The organism is Thioalkalivibrio sp. (assembly GCF_007692535.1).
In the GTDB taxonomy this organism is placed as follows: domain Bacteria; phylum Pseudomonadota; class Gammaproteobacteria; order Ectothiorhodospirales; family Ectothiorhodospiraceae; genus Thioalkalivibrio.
Map to the genome: position 1 here is coordinate 1 of NZ_REBW01000186.1, position 18,204 is coordinate 18,204.

An 18,204-nucleotide genomic window follows, 5' to 3' on the forward strand; every position below is an offset into this window, starting at 1 on the left:
GCCATCAAGCCGGCCGTTTTCCCGGGAAGGTTCCATCCACGTAGAACCACTGCCCGTTCACGCGCCGGAACCGGCTGCGCTCGTGCAGACGCTGCCCACGACCTTCGACTCTGGATCGGGCCACGAACTCCACCTCACCGACGTCATCGGCCATTCCGCCTGCGGACGTCGCGCGGATGCTGAGGCCGAGCCAGCGTTGTCCCGAATCCAGATCCAGAACCTCTGGTCGTGTCTCCTCGGCCCATGTGCGCAACAGGTACTCCCGGTGGCCCTCCACGAACGCCGAATACCGCGATCGCATCAGCGTCTCTGCAGTGGGCGCGACGGCATCCCCGTCGAGGTAGGGCCCGCAACAGGAGTCACGCGCCGCACCGGACCCGCAAGGGCATGTCTCGTCCATCCCACGACCGTTCTTGTTCCGCTTGCTCACGGCACACATGTCTACAGACAGGGGGTGACCCAGTCAACGGAGCTTCAGGGTGCGACGCAGCGAATCCGCAACATCGGCACTTGCGATCTGATCTTTCTCGCCGCCTGCACCCCACGGTTCACCCGCGGTGCCTACGAGGACATCGATCCGGAACCCATGTAAGGTGCCGAAGCCAACGTTCGCGGGTCAATACGAGCCCAATGCGAGTAAAGCCTCGGGGGTCAGATCTCGCCTGGTAACATCGGTACTATCGGGCAGGACCTCACCCCGGAGCTGCGCGGCAGGACGCACCGGGGTGGACTGCTTGCTCCCGCACCAGCATCGCTTCATCCTTGTCTGCCATCTGTCGTCTCGAGAAGCCATCGTCATGGGTTTCATCCGCCTGTTTCCGCTCGAGGAGATCCACCCGACCGACCCGGCCCGATTCGGCTACGGCGATCCCGCGCGGGCGCGGGCGATCGAGCGCTTCGCGGCGCCCGAATGGGTCGTTCAGGTCAGCGAAATCCGGCGCTTCGAGGATTGTCCCCTGTACCTCGTTTCGGAAGAAGATCCGAATGTCCTGGTGGACGGCATCCGGATGGAACTGCGCGCGGGTACCTGGCTGGTGGTCGCCAATGATGCGCCCGAGGCTTCCGACCGCTTCGAGACGCAGATCGAGTTGGCGATGCAGGGCCGCGTGGCGACCCTGCCCTTCTCGCAGTACCTGACGGAGCGCGAGCGCGCGTTGCGACGCGCCGGTGTCCGCGAAGTGACCGGCACCCGGGTCGACAGCGAGGAGCCCTGATTTCGGGGGACAGTACACCCATTTCTCTGGGATTTCGGGGACGATTTCGGGGGACAGTACACCCATTTCTCTGCGGCATGGCTGTACATTTCGGGGGACAGTACACCCATTTCTCTGCGGCATGGCTGTACTGTCCCCAGGCAAGCAGGGGCTCAGAGAAACCCGCGCGCCAGGTGCAGCAGTATCAGGAAATAGACACCCCGGGGTAGCCACTCGGCGACCACCTCCATGCGCAGATCGCGTTCCTGGCACAACTGGCCCACGCGGTGCTCGAGGGCCTGCACGAGACGGCCGGCCGTTTCGCCCGCAGAGAGTAACGGCACGTCGTGCCGTCGGTGGAGCAGGCCGTGACGTGCAAGAGCGCTGACCAGACTGGCGCCGCCACGGATGTCGGCCCTGGCCGCGTCCAGGCGCCGGCGCCACTCACCGGAAGCACCCCGTGCCAGAGCTTGGAGGGCCTGCTCCGCGTCCTTGCCCGCTGCCAATAACTCGTGCAGCGCGCGCAGGAAGGACAGCCGCAGGCCCGGGACCGGAGACCGGCCCGCAAGCAGAGGCAACTCGCGAAAGCCATCGAGCAAGCTGCGCCAGTAGCGCAAACCCAACCAGAGCAGGGCCGCGGTCAGGAGCACCGGTCGAAAGACCGCCCAACCGTACCCAATAAGGTCCAGGTCGCCGCCGAACAGTGCAGGCAACGGCGCGATCAGGATCGCTATAGCCCAGATCGCCACCGGCAGCGCCAGCCGCCCCTTGATCCGACCGACCACGCGCGCCTCACGACGGAGGTCCGAGCCGAGGTGGCGCAGCCCGCGGTCCAGCCGGCCGACTTCGAGCATCCGCTCGATCATCGGCAGTTCCTGCGGGAGCACCAGACCCTCGTCCAGCAGGTGTTCAGTCACCGGCCCGCGGCGGTTGCCGGCGCCCACGATCCCAAGGGCACGGTCGGTATCCACACCTGCCGCCAGAAGGGCACCGAGTTCCTCCAACCGTTCTGCGCGCACTCTGTTCAATCGCGTTGAGTACCTATCTGTCGCTGGGGACATCCGGGGTCGGACCAAGCCAAATAATTGATCTGCCAAGACAATGCCCCGTATTTAGCGGTGATTTTCGCCTTGGACGCCCATTTTTGCCCCAAAAAACGTCGGTCCAGGAAAGCCACGCCGCACGACGCTTGCCCCTCACTTCTGAGGTCCCTGGACGCCCGTTTTTGGGGTCCAAATGGGGCCTCCAAGGCCGTTTTCTCGGGTCGGGAAGCGGTGTTTCTTGAGGCGATTCAGTGAATTGGCTTGGTCCGACCCCCGAGAGGTCGCCGGAAGCGCGTCGGTTGGAATGGACAGTCCCGCGATCCCACTGCGGGAGGGTGCCTGTCCGACCTGTGATCAGTCGACCCCGGGCCGGGCCTCGTCGCCCCAGATCTGGTCCAGACGCGCGTAGCGACGGCAGGTGGTCACGTAGAACCGGTAACGCAGCGGGTTCTTCTGGTAATAGTTCTGGTGGTATTCCTCGGCTGCATAGAACGTATCGCGGTCGAGGATCTCCGTGGCGATCGGTTCATCGAAGCGGTCGGAACGTGCGAGTTCTTCCTTGGATGCCGCCGCTGCCCGGTACTCCTCCTCGCTGCCGGCGAAGATCGCCGCGCGATATGGACTCCCCCTGTCGCAGAACTGTCCGCCACCATCGAGCGGGTCGATATTGCGCCAGAACGCGTACAGGAGTTCTTCATAGGACACCTGCGCTGGGTCGTACTCGACCAGTACGGATTCATAGTGGCCCGTGTCGCCCGCGACCACCTGTTCATAGGATGGGTACTCGACGTGGCCACCCGTAAATCCAGACGTGGTGGCGACGACGCCATCGACCTGGTCGAACGCCTTTTCGACGCACCAGAAACAGCCGCCCGCGAACAATGCGGTCGCGCGATCATCATCATCGGCAAATGCGCCGGCGGACGCCAGTATCGCAAGCAGAGGCAATGCCAGCGTGAACAGCAGAACCCGGCGTGCCTCGTTCATGGCTTGCTGCGCCAGTCAACCGGCACATCTTCACGATCCGCGGTTTCGGAGGTCTCGCGCTCCCCCGGCTTATTGACGATGCGCACCGTGCTCGCCTGCGGACCCTGCTCACCCATTGAGGGTTCGAAACGGACCTCGGTCCCCACCGCCATCCGTGGGAAATCATCATTCAGCACGGCATGCTCATGAAAGTAGAACTCGCGCCCGTCCACCGTGCGCAGAAATCCGTAGCCCTCTTCCTTGAACAAACGTACCACCAACGCCCGATTCTCCTCCTCGGATGGCGTCAGGGCGTCACGCCTGTGATGCTCGCCGGTCTTGCTCAACCGACGCTGCATCGCGTCGAAGGCCGAGTTGATCACGACCGAGAGTTTGCTCTCCTGCTCGATGATCGCCGGTTCCTCGTTGACCACCAGTCTCCGGTTCCGCGGCAACCGGACTTCGATCGTCACCTTGAACGGATTCCCCTTGTGCTGATGGTGGTGGGGACGGGAAACGATGACATGACAGGACACGATTTCGTCGGAATAACGCTCGAGCCGATGGGCGCGCTCGCGGATCAGGTTCTCGCTCCATTCGGAGCGATCAACGTCGTGGTAGTTGAGTTCCAGAGGGGTCTGCATTCTCGCTTCTCCATGTTGTCGTGGGGATCACGCCTGAAGACGGCTGCTCCGTCATGGCTCACTGCTGGAAGATTCGACCGGCTCTGCCGACTCCGCTTCGGGCAGCAGTCCCGGAATCGCCGCGCGCAGCACATTGTCGATTCGGTCCGCCAGAACGAACTCCATTTCCTCGCGCACCGTGTCAGGAAGGTCATCCAGATCTTTCTCGTTCTGTCGGGGCAGAATCACCCGCCGCAGTCCCGTGCGTCGTGCCGCCAGAACCTTTTCCTTCACGCCACCCACTGGCAGCACCAGGCCCGAAAGGGTGATCTCCCCCGTCATTGCGGTATCGGCGCGCGTGTGGCGACCACTGTAGATGGACGCGACCGCCACCGCCATGGTCACCCCCGCGGAAGGACCGTCCTTCGGAATGGCACCGGCCGGAACGTGAATGTGCAGGCCGGCGCGTGGATGCTTGATGTTCAGGCGATCGGATTGCGACAGGACCCAATTCTGGGCGGCCTGGGCCGATTCTTTCATCACGTCGCCGAGCTGCCCGGTCAGCGTGAGCTTGCCCTCTTCCGGAAGCAGGATCGCCTCCACGTACAGCACGTCGCCGCCGGTCGGGGTCCACGCCAGACCGGTGGCCACGCCGGGCGGCACCTTCCGCCGCGCCTCCTCGGGGCGAAAACGCTCACGACCCAGCAGTTCGTGCAGCAGATCGGGCGAGATCGTGTCCGGGATCTCGCGCTCCTCGGCGATACGCAACGCAATCTTGCGTGCGAGGCGCCCGATGCGGCGCTCGAGTTCACGCACCCCCGCCTCCCGGGTGTAGTGGCGGATGATCCGAAGGATGGTTTCTTCCGGAACCTTGAACTGCTCCTGCGCGAGGCCACTCTGCAGACGCTGGCGCTCAAGGATGTAGCGACGCGCGATCTCCAGCTTTTCCTCGTCACTGTAGCCCGACAGCCGCAGCACCTCCATGCGGTCCAGAAGCGGCCCGGGGATGGGCTCCAGTGTGTTGGCGGTGGTGATGAACAGGACCCGGGAGAGGTCGAAGGGGAGATCCAGGTAATTGTCGCGGAATTCGTAGTTCTGGGCGGGATCGAGGATCTCCAGCAGCGCCGACGCCGGATCCCCGCGAAAATCCTGACCCAGCTTGTCGACTTCATCCAGCATCAAGAGTGGATTGGCGCTCCCGGCCCGACGCATGGCCTGGATGATCCGGCCGGGCATCGCGCCGACATAGGTGCGCCGATGGCCGCGCAGTTCGGCTTCGTCGCGCAGGCCGCCGAGACTGAACCGCTCGAACTCCCGACCCAGGGCGCGCGCGATGGATTGCCCCAGGGAGGTCTTGCCCACGCCCGGAGGGCCCACGAAGCACAGGATCGAGGCCTTGGCCTCGGGATTCAGCCGCAGCACCGCGAGTTGTTCGAGAATCCGTTCCTTGATTTCGGTAAGGTCATAGTGGTCCGCGTCCAGCACCTGCCGCGCGCGTGCGAGGTTCAGGTTGTCCTCCGTCCGTCGCTTCCAGGGAAGATCCAGAATGAGTTCCAGCCGGTTGCGGATCACGCCGTGTTCCGGTGAAGCCGGCGGTGTCCCTTCGAGCCTGCCGAGTTCACGCTCGGCTTCTTCCCGCACCGGCTCCGGCAGTTCGGCCTGCTCCAGCCGCTCGCGCAGCTCCTGGCTCGCGGTGTCGCCGTCTCCAGCCTCTCCCAGCTCTTTCTGGATCGCCTTCATCTGCTGACGCAGCATGTACTTGCGCTGCTCCTGGCCGGCCTCGGATTCGGCCTCACCGGCGATTTCGCGCCGTAGTTTCAGAACCTCGTATTCCTTGCGCATGTACCCCAGCAGCAGCTTCATGGCCTGGTTCTGTTCCGAGGCATCCAGAAGTCGCTGGGCCTTTTCGTAATCGAGTTCGAGCAACGCACCGAGCAGGTAGACCAGGTGCATCGGATCCCGCGCCTTTTCGAGAAGGGCCTCGACATTGAACTGGGCCAACTGCGGCACAAGAGCCTGGAACTCCCCCATCAGGCTGATGATCTCCCGCTTCAGCGCCTCGCTTTCCGGGCCGGGTTCCAGGACGACCGGAGCCGGGATCGCGTGAGCCATCAACCGGTCGCCCTCTTGCTCGACATTCTGGATCCGGATCCGCTCCAGCCCCTCGATGATCACCTCAAGCGTTTCCTCGGAGCGAAACAGGCGCCTGACCACCCCCCGTGTCGCGAACCGGTGCAAATCGTCGGCACTCGGAGTGTCGACGTCGGTATCCCTCTGGGTCGCGGTGATCAGGTTCTTGTCCTCGGAAGCCGAGGCGAACTCGAGCGCCGCGATCGAGCCTTTGCGGCCCGCCGCAAACGGCCCGGCGATCGTGGGAAACAGAACGGTCCTGCGCAGCGGAAACAGCGGGAGCACGTAGACGGCGGACGCGGTGTCGTTGTTCACGGCTGTGTGGTCTCCGGAGTTATGGTCACCAGAAGCATCCCGAGGTCATACTCACTGCTGACATGGGCGCGCTCGAGATCGGTCGGTAATTCAAACGTGCGCTTGAACGTGCAGTAGACGATCTCCATCGAATAGCAGGTATGCCCCTCGGTCAGCAGGGTGTCGCGCCTCTGGCCCTGTACGGTAATCCAGCGGCCAAAGACCTGAACCGAGATGGTCTCGGGTGCCACACCGGCCATTTCGAGCTTCAGCAACCAGCCGTTTGGGGTTTCATAGAGATCGGCCGGCGGAAGCCAGCGTGTCGGCAACAGACGATCGCGCCGGGTCAACGCCAGGCGACGGGTCAATCGAATCAGTTCATGTTCCATAGAGGCTGCTCTCGCGCGGGAATCTGTCCCTCCATCGGTCCGGGTCGGCGGTCAAGGCGGCCGGCTGCACGTTCCCGCGCTCCTCGCATCGGCGGATCAGGCCGCCCTCCCCATGACACTAGACCATACGTTTTCCGTTCATCCATACGGGATCATTCCCCACCCGAGACCCGGGTGGGTTCCTGCGCCCCGAGGGGGTCGCAGGGCAAGAAAGGGTTCAGGGGTGGTGCGATGATGGACAGGGCTGCACGGGTTGGCAGTGCCTTCCGACATCGGTTAACGTGAAGGCGTACCTACCGCGACCGCGTCCCGCGCGGTCTGCGACAATCGAGAGAGGTCCCATGTCCAGCGAGAACCTCCACGAATCCCGGGAAGCCCTTCCCGAAGAAATCATCGAAAGACATCGCGCCATCACCTCCCTGATGGAGGAACTTGATGCGGTGGACTGGTACGACCAGCGCGCCGCAGTGACCAGCGATGCCGAGTTGCGGGAGATCCTGCTGCACAACCGCGACGAGGAGATGGAACACGCGGCGATGGTGCTGGAATGGTTGCGACGGCACCATCCCGTGTTTGCAGAGCACCTGCGTACGTATCTGTTCAGTGAGGGAAATATTGTCGCGGCCGAACAAACCGCCACCGAGGGCAAGAACGGCGCGGGGCCGATCCAGCACGCTGCCGCACCGTCCGTCGGTAGTGACGGCTCTCTGGGCATCGGCAGCCTGCGCGAGGAGTGAACGCTCGGTTGCCCGCTATCGTGGAGGATGTATGAACGACCTTTACCGCGAACTTGCACCCATCACCGCGGAAGCCTGGGCCGAAATCGAGGCGGAAGCGAGTGCTGCACTGAAGGCGACGCTGGCCGGACGTCGGCTGGTGGACTTTGACGGCCCCCTCGGGTGGCATGCCTCCTCGATCGACCTGGGTCGGACCACGCAGATCCAATCGCCGGTGAGGGAGGCCACCGCACGGCTGCGCAAAGTGCAGCCGCTGGTGGAGGTCCGCATTCCCTTCGAGATCAATCGAAGCGAAATCGAGGCACTGGCACGCGGGGCGCGCAACCCGGAGCTGGACTCGGTGGTCGCCGCGGCGCGCAAGGCCGCGCTGATCGAGGACGGAGCGATCTTCAACGGTTATGACGCGGCAGGGATCGTGGGCATCGGTGCCGCCTCTGCACACGCGCCGATTTCTTTGTCGGCCGACTATTCCAAGTATCCCGAGGCTGCCGCCGAGGCGATCCGTATGCTGCGGGACGAGGGTGTCGACGGCCCCTATGCGATCGCCCTCGGTCCACGCTGCTACGCCGGCCTCAATCGCACCACCCATGCCGGCGGCTACCCGGTGCTCGAACACATGCGCCAGCTCATCGACGGGCCCTTGGTCTATGCACCGGCGGTGAACGGCAGCGTCGCGCTGTCGATGCGCGGCGGCGATTTCGAACTGACCGTGGGGCGGGATTTCTCCATCGGCTATCTGGATCACGACGCCCGCGTAGTCCATCTCTACATCGAATCGAGCTTCACGTTCCTGAACAACGCCCCCGAAGCGGCCGTCGCGCTGGTCTATACCGAATCCTGAATCCCGCCCCCCCACGCCAGCAAGCATCCGCTTTATGCCGGGGGTCGGACCAAGCCAAACCATTGATTCAAATGGATAATGGCTCATATTTCGCGGTGATTTTGGCCTTAGGCGCCCGTTTTTACCCCAAAAAATGCCGGTCTAAGCTCAGATATGTGCCAGAACGGGAGGCTTCAGCGAATGTGGCTCAGCATGGCGACGCTCGCGCTGTTGCCGGCGATGGTCGCAGTGGCCGGCGGCTCCGCGTACCCACCCAACGAACCCCGCGAGCAGGAGGTGCTGCCCGGCGGCCTCTTTTCCCTCACCGGCAACTGGGCGATGCTGGGGCAGACGAATGGTATGGCGGTGGAGATGGCCTTCGACGAGGTGGTTCAGCTCTTCGCGAGCGCCGCCGCCGGCCCGGTGCTTGGCACCGTGCGCGGGTACGGCAGTAACAGCCTGGTGCTCAGCGATGCGCCCGTCAGCAACCCGGCAGCGGCCGGGTTCGCAATCCGCACCGGTTACCCCAACCCCGTTTTAACGGTCCAGCACCACACGGTAGCGCGCCTGCCCGCTGCGCAGGTGAGCAATGGCGTCGTTGGCTCGCTCGAGGGGGAAGTGCTCCGTCACCGGGGCGATGCCGTGCCGGACCGCAAACTCAAGCATCCGTTGGATGGTCGCGGGACTCCCCACCGGGGAGCCTGAGACGCTTCGCTGGCCCCCAATCAGCGGGAAAACCGCCAGGTCGATCGGCTCCAGGGTAGCGCCGACGAAGTGGAGCCGACCTTTGGGTTTCAGGGTGCCGACGTAGGCGTTCCAGTCGAGCTTCACGTTGACGGTCGACAGGATCAGGTCGAAGCGGTTTGCCGTCGACTCCAGCGCCTTGGCATCGCGCGAGTCCAACGTGTGATGGGCACCGAGCCGCAGCGCCTCCTCGCGCTTCGATTCGCTGGCGGTGAATGCAGTCACCTCGCAGCCCCAGGCGTTGAGGAACCCCAATGCCAGGTGACCGAGGCCGCCGATGCCGATCACACCCACCCGTGCGGTTGGGGGTACGTTGTACTGAACAAGCGGATTGAAAACGGTGATGCCGCCGCAGAACAGGGGACCGGCGCTGGCGCTGTCGATGCCCTCCGGCAGCGGCACGACACTCGCGGCAGCAGCGCGCACCTTGTCGGCGAAACCACCATGGTGCCCGACGATCGTTCCCTGGGCCTGCGCGCAGAGGTTGTGGTCCCCTGACATGCAGGGGTCGCAGTGCATGCAGTAGCCCGCCTGCCAGCCCAACCCCACCAACTGGCCGCTCTCAAGCCCGGTGACGCCCGGGCCCACCGCACCGATGCGACCGACCACCTCGTGCCCCGGCACCAGGGGATAACTGCTGATTCCCCAGGCATTGTCGAGCATGCTCACGTCGCTGTGGCAGATGCCGCAATGCTCCACTTCGATCTCGACCTCGCCCGTGCCCAGCGGCCCGGGGTCGTATGCGAAGGGGCGCAGCTCACCGCCTGCCTCGAATGCCGCATATGCTTGGATCATGACTCACCTCCTATACGTTCGATCTCCGGAACACCCGGGGTCGGACCAGCCCAAATCATTGAATAGAATCGCTAATCGTTCGAATTTCACGGTGATCTGACGCTTACACGACGGTTTTCCCCCGAAAAATCGAGGTCTGCCGAAACTCATGCGGCCTTTTGCTCGGCCATGACTGCTGCGGTCACCGTGCCCCTGGCGCTTAGCCGGCCCATTCCGGGTATGAAATGGGGCCTCTAAGGCTTTTTCTGGTACGAAAATTCGGATTTTATGTCGTCTTTTCATATGCTTGCCTTGGTCCGACCCCGGAATACCATGGTGGCCCTGGGGCACGGGTTGGTCGTTGCTGCCGGGGAATCACCGCCACGGCGAATCGACGCCTTCGACGCGGTACTCGCGGCGCAGGGCGCGCAGCAGGCTGTAGCAGCAGAAACCGAGGATGATCGCGACCGGCAGGCCGCCGGTGAGCGAGGCGGTCTGCAGGCTGTCCAGCGCGCGTTCGCCGCCGACGATCAGCAGGGTGGCCGCCACCGCGCCCTCGGTGATGCCCCAGATCACCCGCTGGCGCTTCGGCGAGTGGATCGCGCCGCGCGAGACCAGCGCATCGATCACGTAGGTGCCGGAGGCGGAAGAGGTGATGAAGTAGGTCGCGATCAGCAGGGTCGCGATCGCGGAGCTCAGGGTCGCCCATGGCAGCTGTTCGAGGGTCACGTACAGCGCGACGGTCGTGTCTTCGGCGACCGCAGCGGCAATGCCGGCGCCCTCCTCGAACAGTTCGAAATACAGCGCGGTGCCGCCAAAGATCGTCAGCCAGGTGAAGACGAACAGCGTCGGAACCCCGAGTACGCCGATGATGAATTCGCGGATCGTGCGCCCGCGTGAGATCCGGGCGATGAAGATGCCGACGAACGGTGACCAGGCGATCCACCACGCCCAGTAGAACATCGTCCAGTCCTTCTGCCACTCGGAGCCGCCAATCGCGTCGGTATGCAGGCTCAGTTCAATCAGCTGCTGCAGGTAGCTGCCCGTGGAGTCGAGCAGGAACCGCACGAGGAACAGTGTCGGCCCGGCGAGCAGCACGAACAGCATGAATGCCATCGCAAGCGAGAGGTTGAAGATGCTCACCCACTTCAGGCCGCGGTCCAGACCGGAGAGCACCGAAAACACCGCCACCACGGTGATCGCCGCGATGATGCCCACCTGGTACCAGTGTGACACCGGCATGCCGACCAGCACGTTGAGCCCGGTGTTCAGCTGCATCGCGCCAAAGCCGAGCGAGGTGGCCAGACCGAACAGGGTCCCGAAGATCGCGAGGACGTCGATCGCGTGGCCAATCGGCCCGTAGATGCGGTCGCCGAGCAGCGGGTAGAAGATCGAGCGGATGGTCAGCGGCAGGCGGTGCCGGAAACTGAAATAGGCCACGGAAAGCCCGAGCACGACGTACACCGCCCATGCGTGCAGCCCCCAGTGGAAGAAGGTGTAGACCATCGCCTGCCGCGCTGCCTCGGCGGTCTCGCCGGCCACGTGTGGCGGGTCCTGGTAGTGCATGATGGGCTCGGCCACGCTCCAGAACACCAGACCGATCCCCATGCCCGCACTGAACAGCATGGCGAACCAGGCACCATAGCTGAACTCCGGGCGGTCATCGGGTTGCCCCAGTCGGATGGATCCGTAGCGACTGAAGCCGAGCCAGATGAGAAATACCACGAAGCCCGTGACCGCCAGCAGATAACCCCAGCCGAGGTACTCGGTGATGAAGCCGTGAATGGCCTCGAACACACGGCCGGCCGTTGCCGGAAACAGCACACCGAAACCCACGAACAGCACGACCATGATCGCCGACGCCGTAAACACGGCGGGGTTCACGGAGGCAAAGAAAGCCTGCGGGCGGTAGTTCATCGGCATCTGTCGTCCTCCTGGCTGGCCTATCGACTGCCCTGCCCCGCTCAGCCGTCTCCCTCGGTCCGCGGCCGCTCGATCGAGCCGGTGAGTTCGGCTTCGTCCAGTACGCGCCCCTCGGCCGCCTGGTCGAACTGACTGCGGGTGGCGCCCGACTCCAGATCGAGCTCGGCATCGAGGGCCAGCAGACGAAAGCGGTAACGATGCACGCCCTCCGGGGGCACGGGACCCAGGTAGCCGACCTTTCCGAACGAATCCATCCCGACCCGGGACTCCTCGCGCAGGTTCAGGGCATCCACCCTGGATCTGTCGGGCGGCAGATTCCAGACCAGCCAGTGGGTGACCTCGCCCAGCGGTGAGTCGAGGTCTTCCAGGATCAGCGCAAGACTGCGTGCACCGCCGGGCACGTCGTGGATCTCCAGCGCGGGCAGCCGGTTCTCGTTCGGTGCAGACGCGCTCCAGGGTATTCGGCCACCCTCCTCGAAGGCGGGGCTGGTCAGGTGCATGAATCCTCTCCCGATGAAATCGTCCCGAATCGCTCCGATGTGCGAAAGCGAAGCATACCGACCATCCGGGAGCAAGCTCCAGCGCACATCCGACACGGACCCACCGGCCGGGGTCGGACCAGGATGACGTAAGGTCGGGGAACGTGTATGCCGTGCGGCCCGCAGCCGGTAGAGTGCGCCCTACTCCGAGCCACTCGAGGACCGACGATGCTGGAAACCCTTCAAGCCCGCTTTGCTAACCCCAACGTGAAGTTCTCCCTGCGCGACAGGCTGATCGTGATCGATATCGGCAACGACTTCGGAACGGCCTCCCTCACCACGTACGGGGGCACTCTTCTGAGCTATGTTCCCAAGGGCGGCAAGGACGTGCTCTGGGTCAGCGAGACGGCGGTTTACGACGGCAGCAAGCCCGTGCGCGGTGGCGTGCCCGTGTGCTGGCCCTGGTTCGGTCCCTACGATCCCGCACCGATGGGCGCCGACCCGACGGATGCGGCGAAAAAGGCGCACGGCTTCGCGCGCTACGAGTTCTGGGAGGTCGACGAAGTGAGCCGCCTTCCCGATGGCGCAACCCAAGTGATTTTGAGCCTGGGGCCGAATCCGTCGATCGCCAAAGCCTGGCCCCACGATTTCAGGCTGCGGCTGGCGGTGACGCTCGGCGACAAGCTGCGCGTCGATCTGATCGGCCAGAACCTGAGTCCGCGGGACTGGGTCGTCAGCGAAGCCCTCCATACCTACTTCCGCGTCGCGGAAGCCGAGGGAATGGCCATCCGGGGCCTCGAGGGCATTCAGTACGTCGACAAGCTGCAGGGCCCGAGCCTGCTCACCCAGACTGGAACGCTTCGCATCGCTCCGCCGCTCGATCGTGTCTTTGTCGACCACACCGGCCCGATCACCATCGAGGACGCCGGTCACGCGCGTGCGATCGAACTGACCAAGGACGGCAGCGCCTCGACGGTGGTCTGGAATCCGGGGGAGGATGGGGCCAGAGCCTTTGCCGACATGCCGGACGAGGACTACCACGCCATGGTCTGCGTGGAGGCCTGCAACGCACTGAAGAACAGCTACACCCTGCGGGCCGGCGAAGCGCACACTCTGAGCATGACGCTTTCACTGGCTTCGTGAGCCTTGCCGGATTGCGGGTGTTGGTCACAGCTGCCTGCCTGCCTGGGGTCGGACCAAGCTAATTCATTGAAAAATGGTCACATGGTGGCGATTTTCGAACGTTTTTCGGCCTTGGCCGCCCATTTTTGGTACGAAAAATCCTCGGTTAAGGAGGACTCTGTAGCCGCGCGCTGAGCACGATCGCCAGCCTTCGCGACGCGCCAGACGCTTAGAGGCCCCATTCCGGGCATGAAATGGGGCCTCTAAGGCCATCTTCGCAGGGAAAAATATCTATCTTTCCCGGCAATATCAGAATCTTCGCTTGGTCCGACCCCGGTCTTGGCTTGGTCCGACCCCGGTGAACGGGCTCAAGGGCGGGGGTGGAACCATTCCCCGAGGGTCGATGTGGGTCTATGATGCGCCTGCCGGCGGCGCATCGTGGAGACGCCGGGAGCAGGCAGGGTAAGGAGGTATCATGCGCTGGCATCGGCGGAGCACTTTCGCGGTCCTGACGGGCTGCTGCGTTTTTCTGCTGGCGGGGTGCGGAAGCGACGGCCCGGGCGCGGGTGCCGGCGCCATTCCGGCGCCTGCGGTTACGGTCGTTCAACTCGAGCCGGAGCCGGTCACCGAAACAATGGAGTTCGTCGGTCGCGTGACTGCCAGGGAGCGCGTCGAACTCCGGGCGCGGGTGCCGGGTTTCCTGCGCGAGCGAAACTTCGTCGAAGGGCAGAACGTCAGTGCCGGGGACCGACTCTTCCTGATCGAGCCCGAACCCTACCAGGCCGTCCTGGCGCAGCGCGAGGCCGATCTGAACCGGGTCCAGGCGGAGTTCACCAACGCCCGGGCCCAGCTTCGCCGCGGCGAAGAACTCCTGAAGGACAATAACATCCCGCGCGCACGGGTCGACGAGCTGCGCGCGGCGGAGACCGTCGCCCAGGCCGGAATTGCCCAGGCCGAGGCGGCCCTGCAGGCGGCGCAGCTGAACCTCGACTACACCGAGGTCTTCGCCCCGATCGATGGAAGCATCGGCCTCGCGCGCTACTCGGTCGGCAACCTTGTGGGGCCTGAGTCCGGCGTGCTGGCGACGCTGGTGCAGCAGGACCCGATCTTCGTACAGTTCCCGCTGACCCAGCGCGACCTGCTGGCCAAGCGCCGGGTGGTGCTGGAGCGTGGCGGCGACCCGACGGCCGTGGTCGTGCATCTGCGCCTTGCCGATGGCTCGCGCTACGGGCATGTCGGGCAGGTCGATTTCGTCGATGTGACCGTCGATCCCGGAACCGACACCGTGCTCTTACGCTCGCTGTTCGCCAACCCGGATTCCCTCCTGCTGGCGGGCCAGTACATCGAGGTCCTGATCGAGAGTGGCGAACCGGAGATCGCCCTGCTGTTGCCGCAATCGGCGCTGCAGATCGACCAGACCGGGATCTTCGTGCTGGTGCTGGACGACGAGGAGCGGGTGCAGGTTCGCCGCATCGATACGGGGCAGATGGTGGGGGCGCGCATCGTCGTCAAAACCGGGCTTGCGCCGGGCGACCGCGTGGTGGTCGAAGGCGTGCAGAAGGTGCGCCCGGGGCAGACCGTCACCGCCGCGCCCTGGCAGCCGCCGGTGCGGGACTAGTGTCCTGATGTTCTCCAGCATCTTCATCGACCGTCCACGCCTCGCCATCGTCATCTCCGTGGTGATCACGCTTGCAGGCGTGATCGCCCTCACCCGCCTTCCCGTGGCCCAGTTCCCGGATATCGTGCCGCCACAGGTGCAGGTCACCGCTTTCTACCCGGGCGCCAGCGCCGAGGTGCTGGAAGCCACCATCGCCCAGCCGGTGGAAGGCAAGGTCAACGGCGTCGACAACATGCTGTACATGAAGTCGACGGCGACGAACACCGGTGCCTATTCGCTGACGGTGACATTTGCGCTCGGCACCGACCCCGACATCAACACGGTCAACGTGCAGAACCGCGTCGCGCTCGCCGAGGCGCAGCTCCCCGAGGAGGTGAAACGGCTGGGGCTCACCGTGCGCAAGAAATCCGCCGGGCTGCTCCAGGTGGTGGCGCTGTACTCACCCGAGCGCAGCTACGACGGGCTGTTCATCAGCAACTACGCCACCATCAACCTGCTGGACACCCTGGCCCGGGTGCCTGGCGTCGGCGAAGTGTCACTCTTCGGCGGCCAGGACTACAGCATGCGCATCTGGCTGAGTTCCGATCGCCTGACCGCGCTGGGGCTCACGCCGGCCGACGTCGTGCAGGCCGTGCGCAGCCAGAACGTGCAGGCTGCGGTGGGCCGGATCGGCGCCCAGCCGATGACCACGGACAACCAGTTCCAGATCACCCTGCAGGCGCAGGGCCGGCTGTCCGAGGTGGAGGAATTCGAACGAATCGTGATCCGGGCGAATCCGGATGGCTCCACGGTGCGGGTCCGGGACGTGGGCCGGGTCGAACTCGGGGCCAAGAGCCAGGACGCACTGGCGCGCCTGAACGGTGGCGACACCGCCGGCATCGCGGTCTACCAGGCGCCCGGAGCGAACGCGCTGGCGGTGGCCGAGGGCATCCGCGTCGCGATGGAAGAACTGGCCGAACGCTTTCCGGACGATCTCGACTACCACATCGTGCACGATACCTCCGAGTTCGTCAGCGCGAGCCTGGAAAAGGTCGTGCACACCCTCTTCGAGGCCTTCGTGCTGGTGGTTCTCGTCGTGTTCCTGTTCCTCGGGAGTCTGCGCGCGACCCTGATCCCGATGATCGCGGTGCCGGTCGCGCTGGTCGGCGCCTTCGCGTTCCTGCTGATGCTCGGCTTCTCGGTGAACACCATTTCGCTGCTCGCGGTGGTACTCGCCATCGGCATCGTGGTGGACGATGCGATCGTGGTCGTCGAAAACGTCGAGCGCATCATGGAGGAAGAGGGGCTGGCGCCGCGCGAGGCCGCGAAGAAGGCGATGAGCCAGATCACCGGCCCAATCCTGGCGATCACGCTGGTGCTGTTGTCGGTGTTCGTACCGGTCGCATTCATCCCCGGGATCACCGGACAGATGTTCCAGCAGTTCGCCGCGGTGATCGCTTTCGCGATGGTGATCTCCGCGATCAACGCCCTGACCCTGGCCCCTGCCCTGTGCGCGCTGCTGCTGAAGCCCGCGCAGCACCGGCGCGGGCCGATGCGCTACGTGCTCGGCGGCATCGACCGCGTGCGCGACGGCTACGCCTTCGTGGTCGCCCGCCTGGTGCGGGTCTCCGCGCTGGTGGGCGTGCTGATCCTCGTGCTCGGCTTCGGGACCTTCGGTCTGTTCCAGACGATCCCCGGCGGGTTCCTGCCGCAGGAGGACCAGGGCGCCTACATGGCCGAGATCCAGCTGCCGCAGGGGGCCTCGGTGACCCGGACGCTGGAGGTGGTCAAGCAGGTGGAGGCGATCGCGGCCGCGGACCCGGCGGTCGAGCACGTGCTGGCGGTGGCGGGCTTCAGCATTCTGGACGGCGCGGTCCAGCCCAACAGCGCGTTCCTGATCGGCCGCCTGAAGCCCTTCAGCGAGCGCCGCACGCCCGACCTGAAGGTGGACGCGGTCATCGCACGACTGGCGGCCCAGGGCAACGCTATTCCCGGAGCCCGGGTGATGCCCTTCAACCTTCCGCCCATTGCCGGGCTCGGCACCGGCAGTGGCTTCGAATACCAGCTCCAGGACCTGGAGGGGCGCTCACCGGAGGAGCTCGCCGCGGCGATGCGGGGCCTGGTCTTCGCGGCGAACCAGCACCCGGATCTGGGGGCGGTCTACTCGACCTGGGCCACCGACAACCCGATGATGTTCCTCGATATCGACCGCGACAAGGCGCAGGCGCTGGGCGTGCCGATCGGGGACATCTTCTCGGCGCTGCAGGCAACCCTGGGTGGCGCCTACGTGAACGACTTCAACCGCTTCGGCCGGGTCTGGCAGGTGAACGTACAGGGCGACGCCGAGGACCGCGCCCGGTTCGACGACGTGTTCCGCATCCACGTCAGGAACCGCGACGGCGAGATGGTATCGCTGCGCGCCCTGGTCGAACCCGAACTGATTCTCGGGCCGCAGTTGCTGCAGCGTTACAACAACTACCGCAGCGTCACCATCAACGGCGGCCCGGCGCCGGGCCGCAGTTCGGGTGATGCACTGGCCGCGATGGAGCAGGTCTCGGCCGAGACCCTGCCCGCCGGGTTCGGCTTCGAATGGACGGGCACCGCGCTGCAGGAAAAGGAGGCCGCCGGACAGACCGTGATCGTGCTTGCCCTGGCCGTGCTGTTCGCGTACCTGTTCCTGGTGGCGCTGTACGAGAGCTGGTCGATGCCCGCGGCGGTGCTGCTGTCCGTGGTCGTGGCGGTGTTCGGGGCCATGGTCGCGCTCTGGGTTACCGGGCTCTCGAACGACCTCTATGCCCAGATCGGCATCGTGGTGCTGATCGGGCTGGCGGCCAAGAACGCCATCCTGATCGTCGAGTTCTCCATGCAGGAACGCGCACAGGGTGCCGCTTTGCTCGACGCGGCAATCAACGGTGCCCGCCTGCGCATCCGCGCGGTCTTGATGACCAGCTTTGCCTTCATCATGGGCCTCGTACCCCTGGTGATTGCCACCGGCGCCGGCGAAGCCAGCCAGCGTGGCGTGGGCACCGGCGTCTTCGGCGGCATGCTGGCGGCCGCGCTGCTGGGGGTGTTCCTGATCCCCATGCTCTACGTCGTCTTCCAGCGCCTGCGGGAGTGGGTCCATGCAACCCCGGACACCAAAGCCCCCCTCGAAGACGCGGAAAGCGGGGTCGGACCAAGATAACGCATTGATAGATAGCTGAATAATAGCTATTTTCGCGGGAATTTCTGCCTTAGAAGCCTATTTTCCGCCCGGAAAACCCCCCGCTAACGGTCATGGCCGGCGACCACCCCTGACGATGAAAGGCCGCAGACCTGTAGGTCGGGTTAGCCCAAAGGGCGTAACCCGACGGGTCTCGCACCCACCCAT

General features: G+C 64.8%; 16 protein-coding genes. 7 read left to right on the forward strand and 9 right to left on the reverse strand.

What is annotated here, in order from left to right; genetic code table 11:
• Positions 1-4: 4 nt before the first annotated feature.
• Complete coding sequence (locus tag EA346_RS10985; protein WP_296758514.1) at positions 5-400, reverse strand: YchJ family protein; 396 nt, start codon at positions 398-400, stop codon at positions 5-7.
• A gap of 54 nt (positions 401-454) precedes the next feature.
• Between EA346_RS10985 and EA346_RS10990 the strand changes: the two genes are divergently transcribed.
• Positions 455-592 (forward strand): hypothetical protein, encoded by a 138-nt coding sequence (locus EA346_RS10990; RefSeq protein ID WP_296758515.1) that lies wholly within the window; start codon positions 455-457, stop codon positions 590-592.
• A gap of 205 nt (positions 593-797) precedes the next feature.
• The gene (locus tag EA346_RS10995; protein ID WP_296758517.1) at positions 798-1,214 is read left to right on the forward strand and encodes a hypothetical protein; all 417 of its coding nucleotides are present in this window, start codon (positions 798-800) and stop codon (positions 1,212-1,214) included.
• Between the two features lie 152 nt (positions 1,215-1,366).
• Here the strand turns inward: EA346_RS10995 and EA346_RS11000 are convergent, their stop codons facing one another.
• The 5 genes from EA346_RS11000 to EA346_RS11020 all read right to left on the reverse strand — a co-directional run bounded on the left by EA346_RS11000 (position 1,367) and on the right by EA346_RS11020 (position 6,638).
• Positions 1,367-2,212, reverse strand: coding sequence for a type II secretion system F family protein (locus EA346_RS11000; RefSeq protein ID WP_296758537.1), 846 nt, complete (start codon positions 2,210-2,212; stop codon positions 1,367-1,369).
• Positions 2,213-2,590: 378 nt separating this feature from the next.
• Entirely contained in the window at positions 2,591-3,223 is a 633-nt protein-coding gene (gene msrA, locus EA346_RS11005) for a peptide-methionine (S)-S-oxide reductase MsrA (RefSeq protein ID WP_296758519.1), read from the reverse strand.
• The gene (locus EA346_RS11010; RefSeq protein WP_296758521.1) at positions 3,220-3,846 is read right to left on the reverse strand and encodes an HPF/RaiA family ribosome-associated protein; all 627 of its coding nucleotides are present in this window, start codon (positions 3,844-3,846) and stop codon (positions 3,220-3,222) included. Before EA346_RS11010 ends, msrA begins: the two co-directional genes overlap by 4 nt.
• Positions 3,847-3,897: 51 nt before the next feature.
• Complete coding sequence (gene lon / locus EA346_RS11015) at positions 3,898-6,270, reverse strand: endopeptidase La (protein WP_296758522.1); 2,373 nt, start codon at positions 6,268-6,270, stop codon at positions 3,898-3,900.
• A complete protein-coding gene (locus tag EA346_RS11020; RefSeq protein ID WP_296758523.1) occupies positions 6,267-6,638 on the reverse strand; it encodes an Hsp20/alpha crystallin family protein in 372 nt (123 codons plus the stop codon). Before EA346_RS11020 ends, lon begins: the two co-directional genes overlap by 4 nt.
• A gap of 341 nt (positions 6,639-6,979) precedes the next feature.
• On the opposite strand from EA346_RS11020, the gene EA346_RS11025 reads away from it, so the two are divergent.
• Positions 6,980-7,375, forward strand: a complete 396-nt coding sequence (locus EA346_RS11025) for a ferritin-like domain-containing protein (protein ID WP_296758525.1) — start codon at positions 6,980-6,982, stop codon at positions 7,373-7,375.
• A gap of 31 nt (positions 7,376-7,406) precedes the next feature.
• The gene (locus EA346_RS11030; RefSeq protein ID WP_296758527.1) at positions 7,407-8,216 is read left to right on the forward strand and encodes a family 1 encapsulin nanocompartment shell protein; all 810 of its coding nucleotides are present in this window, start codon (positions 7,407-7,409) and stop codon (positions 8,214-8,216) included.
• 516 nt (positions 8,217-8,732) lie between these two features.
• Here the strand turns inward: EA346_RS11030 and EA346_RS11035 are convergent.
• The 3 genes from EA346_RS11035 to EA346_RS11045 form a co-directional block, all read right to left on the reverse strand.
• Positions 8,733-9,734, reverse strand: coding sequence for an NAD(P)-dependent alcohol dehydrogenase (locus EA346_RS11035; RefSeq protein WP_296758528.1), 1,002 nt, complete (start codon positions 9,732-9,734; stop codon positions 8,733-8,735).
• A gap of 354 nt (positions 9,735-10,088) precedes the next feature.
• A complete protein-coding gene (locus EA346_RS11040; RefSeq protein WP_296758539.1) occupies positions 10,089-11,630 on the reverse strand; it encodes a BCCT family transporter in 1,542 nt (513 codons plus the stop codon).
• A gap of 47 nt (positions 11,631-11,677) precedes the next feature.
• A complete protein-coding gene (locus EA346_RS11045; RefSeq protein ID WP_296758530.1) occupies positions 11,678-12,136 on the reverse strand; it encodes a YbhB/YbcL family Raf kinase inhibitor-like protein in 459 nt (152 codons plus the stop codon).
• Between the two features lie 207 nt (positions 12,137-12,343).
• Here EA346_RS11045 and EA346_RS11050 point away from each other — a divergent pair, with 207 nt between their 5' ends.
• From EA346_RS11050 to EA346_RS11060, 3 genes are all read left to right on the forward strand, one after another.
• A complete protein-coding gene (locus EA346_RS11050) occupies positions 12,344-13,258 on the forward strand; it encodes a D-hexose-6-phosphate mutarotase (RefSeq protein ID WP_296758532.1) in 915 nt (304 codons plus the stop codon).
• 454 nt (positions 13,259-13,712) lie between these two features.
• Positions 13,713-14,855 carry an efflux RND transporter periplasmic adaptor subunit gene (locus EA346_RS11055; RefSeq protein WP_296758534.1) on the forward strand — a complete coding sequence of 381 codons (1,143 nt, stop codon included), beginning with the start codon at positions 13,713-13,715 and terminating at the stop codon, positions 14,853-14,855.
• Between the two features lie 7 nt (positions 14,856-14,862).
• Complete coding sequence (locus EA346_RS11060; protein ID WP_296758535.1) at positions 14,863-18,018, forward strand: multidrug efflux RND transporter permease subunit; 3,156 nt, start codon at positions 14,863-14,865, stop codon at positions 18,016-18,018.
• Positions 18,019-18,204 lie beyond the last annotated feature (186 nt).

What these genes read in the sequence shown, in the direction of transcription:
- EA346_RS11040 (WP_296758539.1), bottom strand. Translation starts at nt 11,630, where the DNA reads ATGAACTACCGCCCGCAGGCTTTCTTTGCCTCCGTGAACCCCGCCGTG.
- EA346_RS11010 (WP_296758521.1), bottom strand. Translation starts at nt 3,846, where the DNA reads ATGCAGACCCCTCTGGAACTCAACTACCACGACGTTGATCGCTCCGAA.
- EA346_RS11020 (WP_296758523.1), bottom strand. Translation starts at nt 6,638, where the DNA reads ATGGAACATGAACTGATTCGATTGACCCGTCGCCTGGCGTTGACCCGG.
- EA346_RS11035 (WP_296758528.1), bottom strand. Translation starts at nt 9,734, where the DNA reads ATGATCCAAGCATATGCGGCATTCGAGGCAGGCGGTGAGCTGCGCCCC.
- EA346_RS10985 (WP_296758514.1), bottom strand. Translation starts at nt 400, where the DNA reads ATGGACGAGACATGCCCTTGCGGGTCCGGTGCGGCGCGTGACTCCTGT.
- EA346_RS11025 (WP_296758525.1), top strand. Translation starts at nt 6,980, where the DNA reads ATGTCCAGCGAGAACCTCCACGAATCCCGGGAAGCCCTTCCCGAAGAA.
- EA346_RS10995 (WP_296758517.1), top strand. Translation starts at nt 798, where the DNA reads ATGGGTTTCATCCGCCTGTTTCCGCTCGAGGAGATCCACCCGACCGAC.
- EA346_RS11055 (WP_296758534.1), top strand. Translation starts at nt 13,713, where the DNA reads ATGCGCTGGCATCGGCGGAGCACTTTCGCGGTCCTGACGGGCTGCTGC.
- EA346_RS11030 (WP_296758527.1), top strand. Translation starts at nt 7,407, where the DNA reads ATGAACGACCTTTACCGCGAACTTGCACCCATCACCGCGGAAGCCTGG.
- EA346_RS11050 (WP_296758532.1), top strand. Translation starts at nt 12,344, where the DNA reads ATGCTGGAAACCCTTCAAGCCCGCTTTGCTAACCCCAACGTGAAGTTC.
- EA346_RS11060 (WP_296758535.1), top strand. Translation starts at nt 14,863, where the DNA reads ATGTTCTCCAGCATCTTCATCGACCGTCCACGCCTCGCCATCGTCATC.
- msrA (WP_296758519.1), bottom strand. Translation starts at nt 3,223, where the DNA reads ATGAACGAGGCACGCCGGGTTCTGCTGTTCACGCTGGCATTGCCTCTG.
- EA346_RS11045 (WP_296758530.1), bottom strand. Translation starts at nt 12,136, where the DNA reads ATGCACCTGACCAGCCCCGCCTTCGAGGAGGGTGGCCGAATACCCTGG.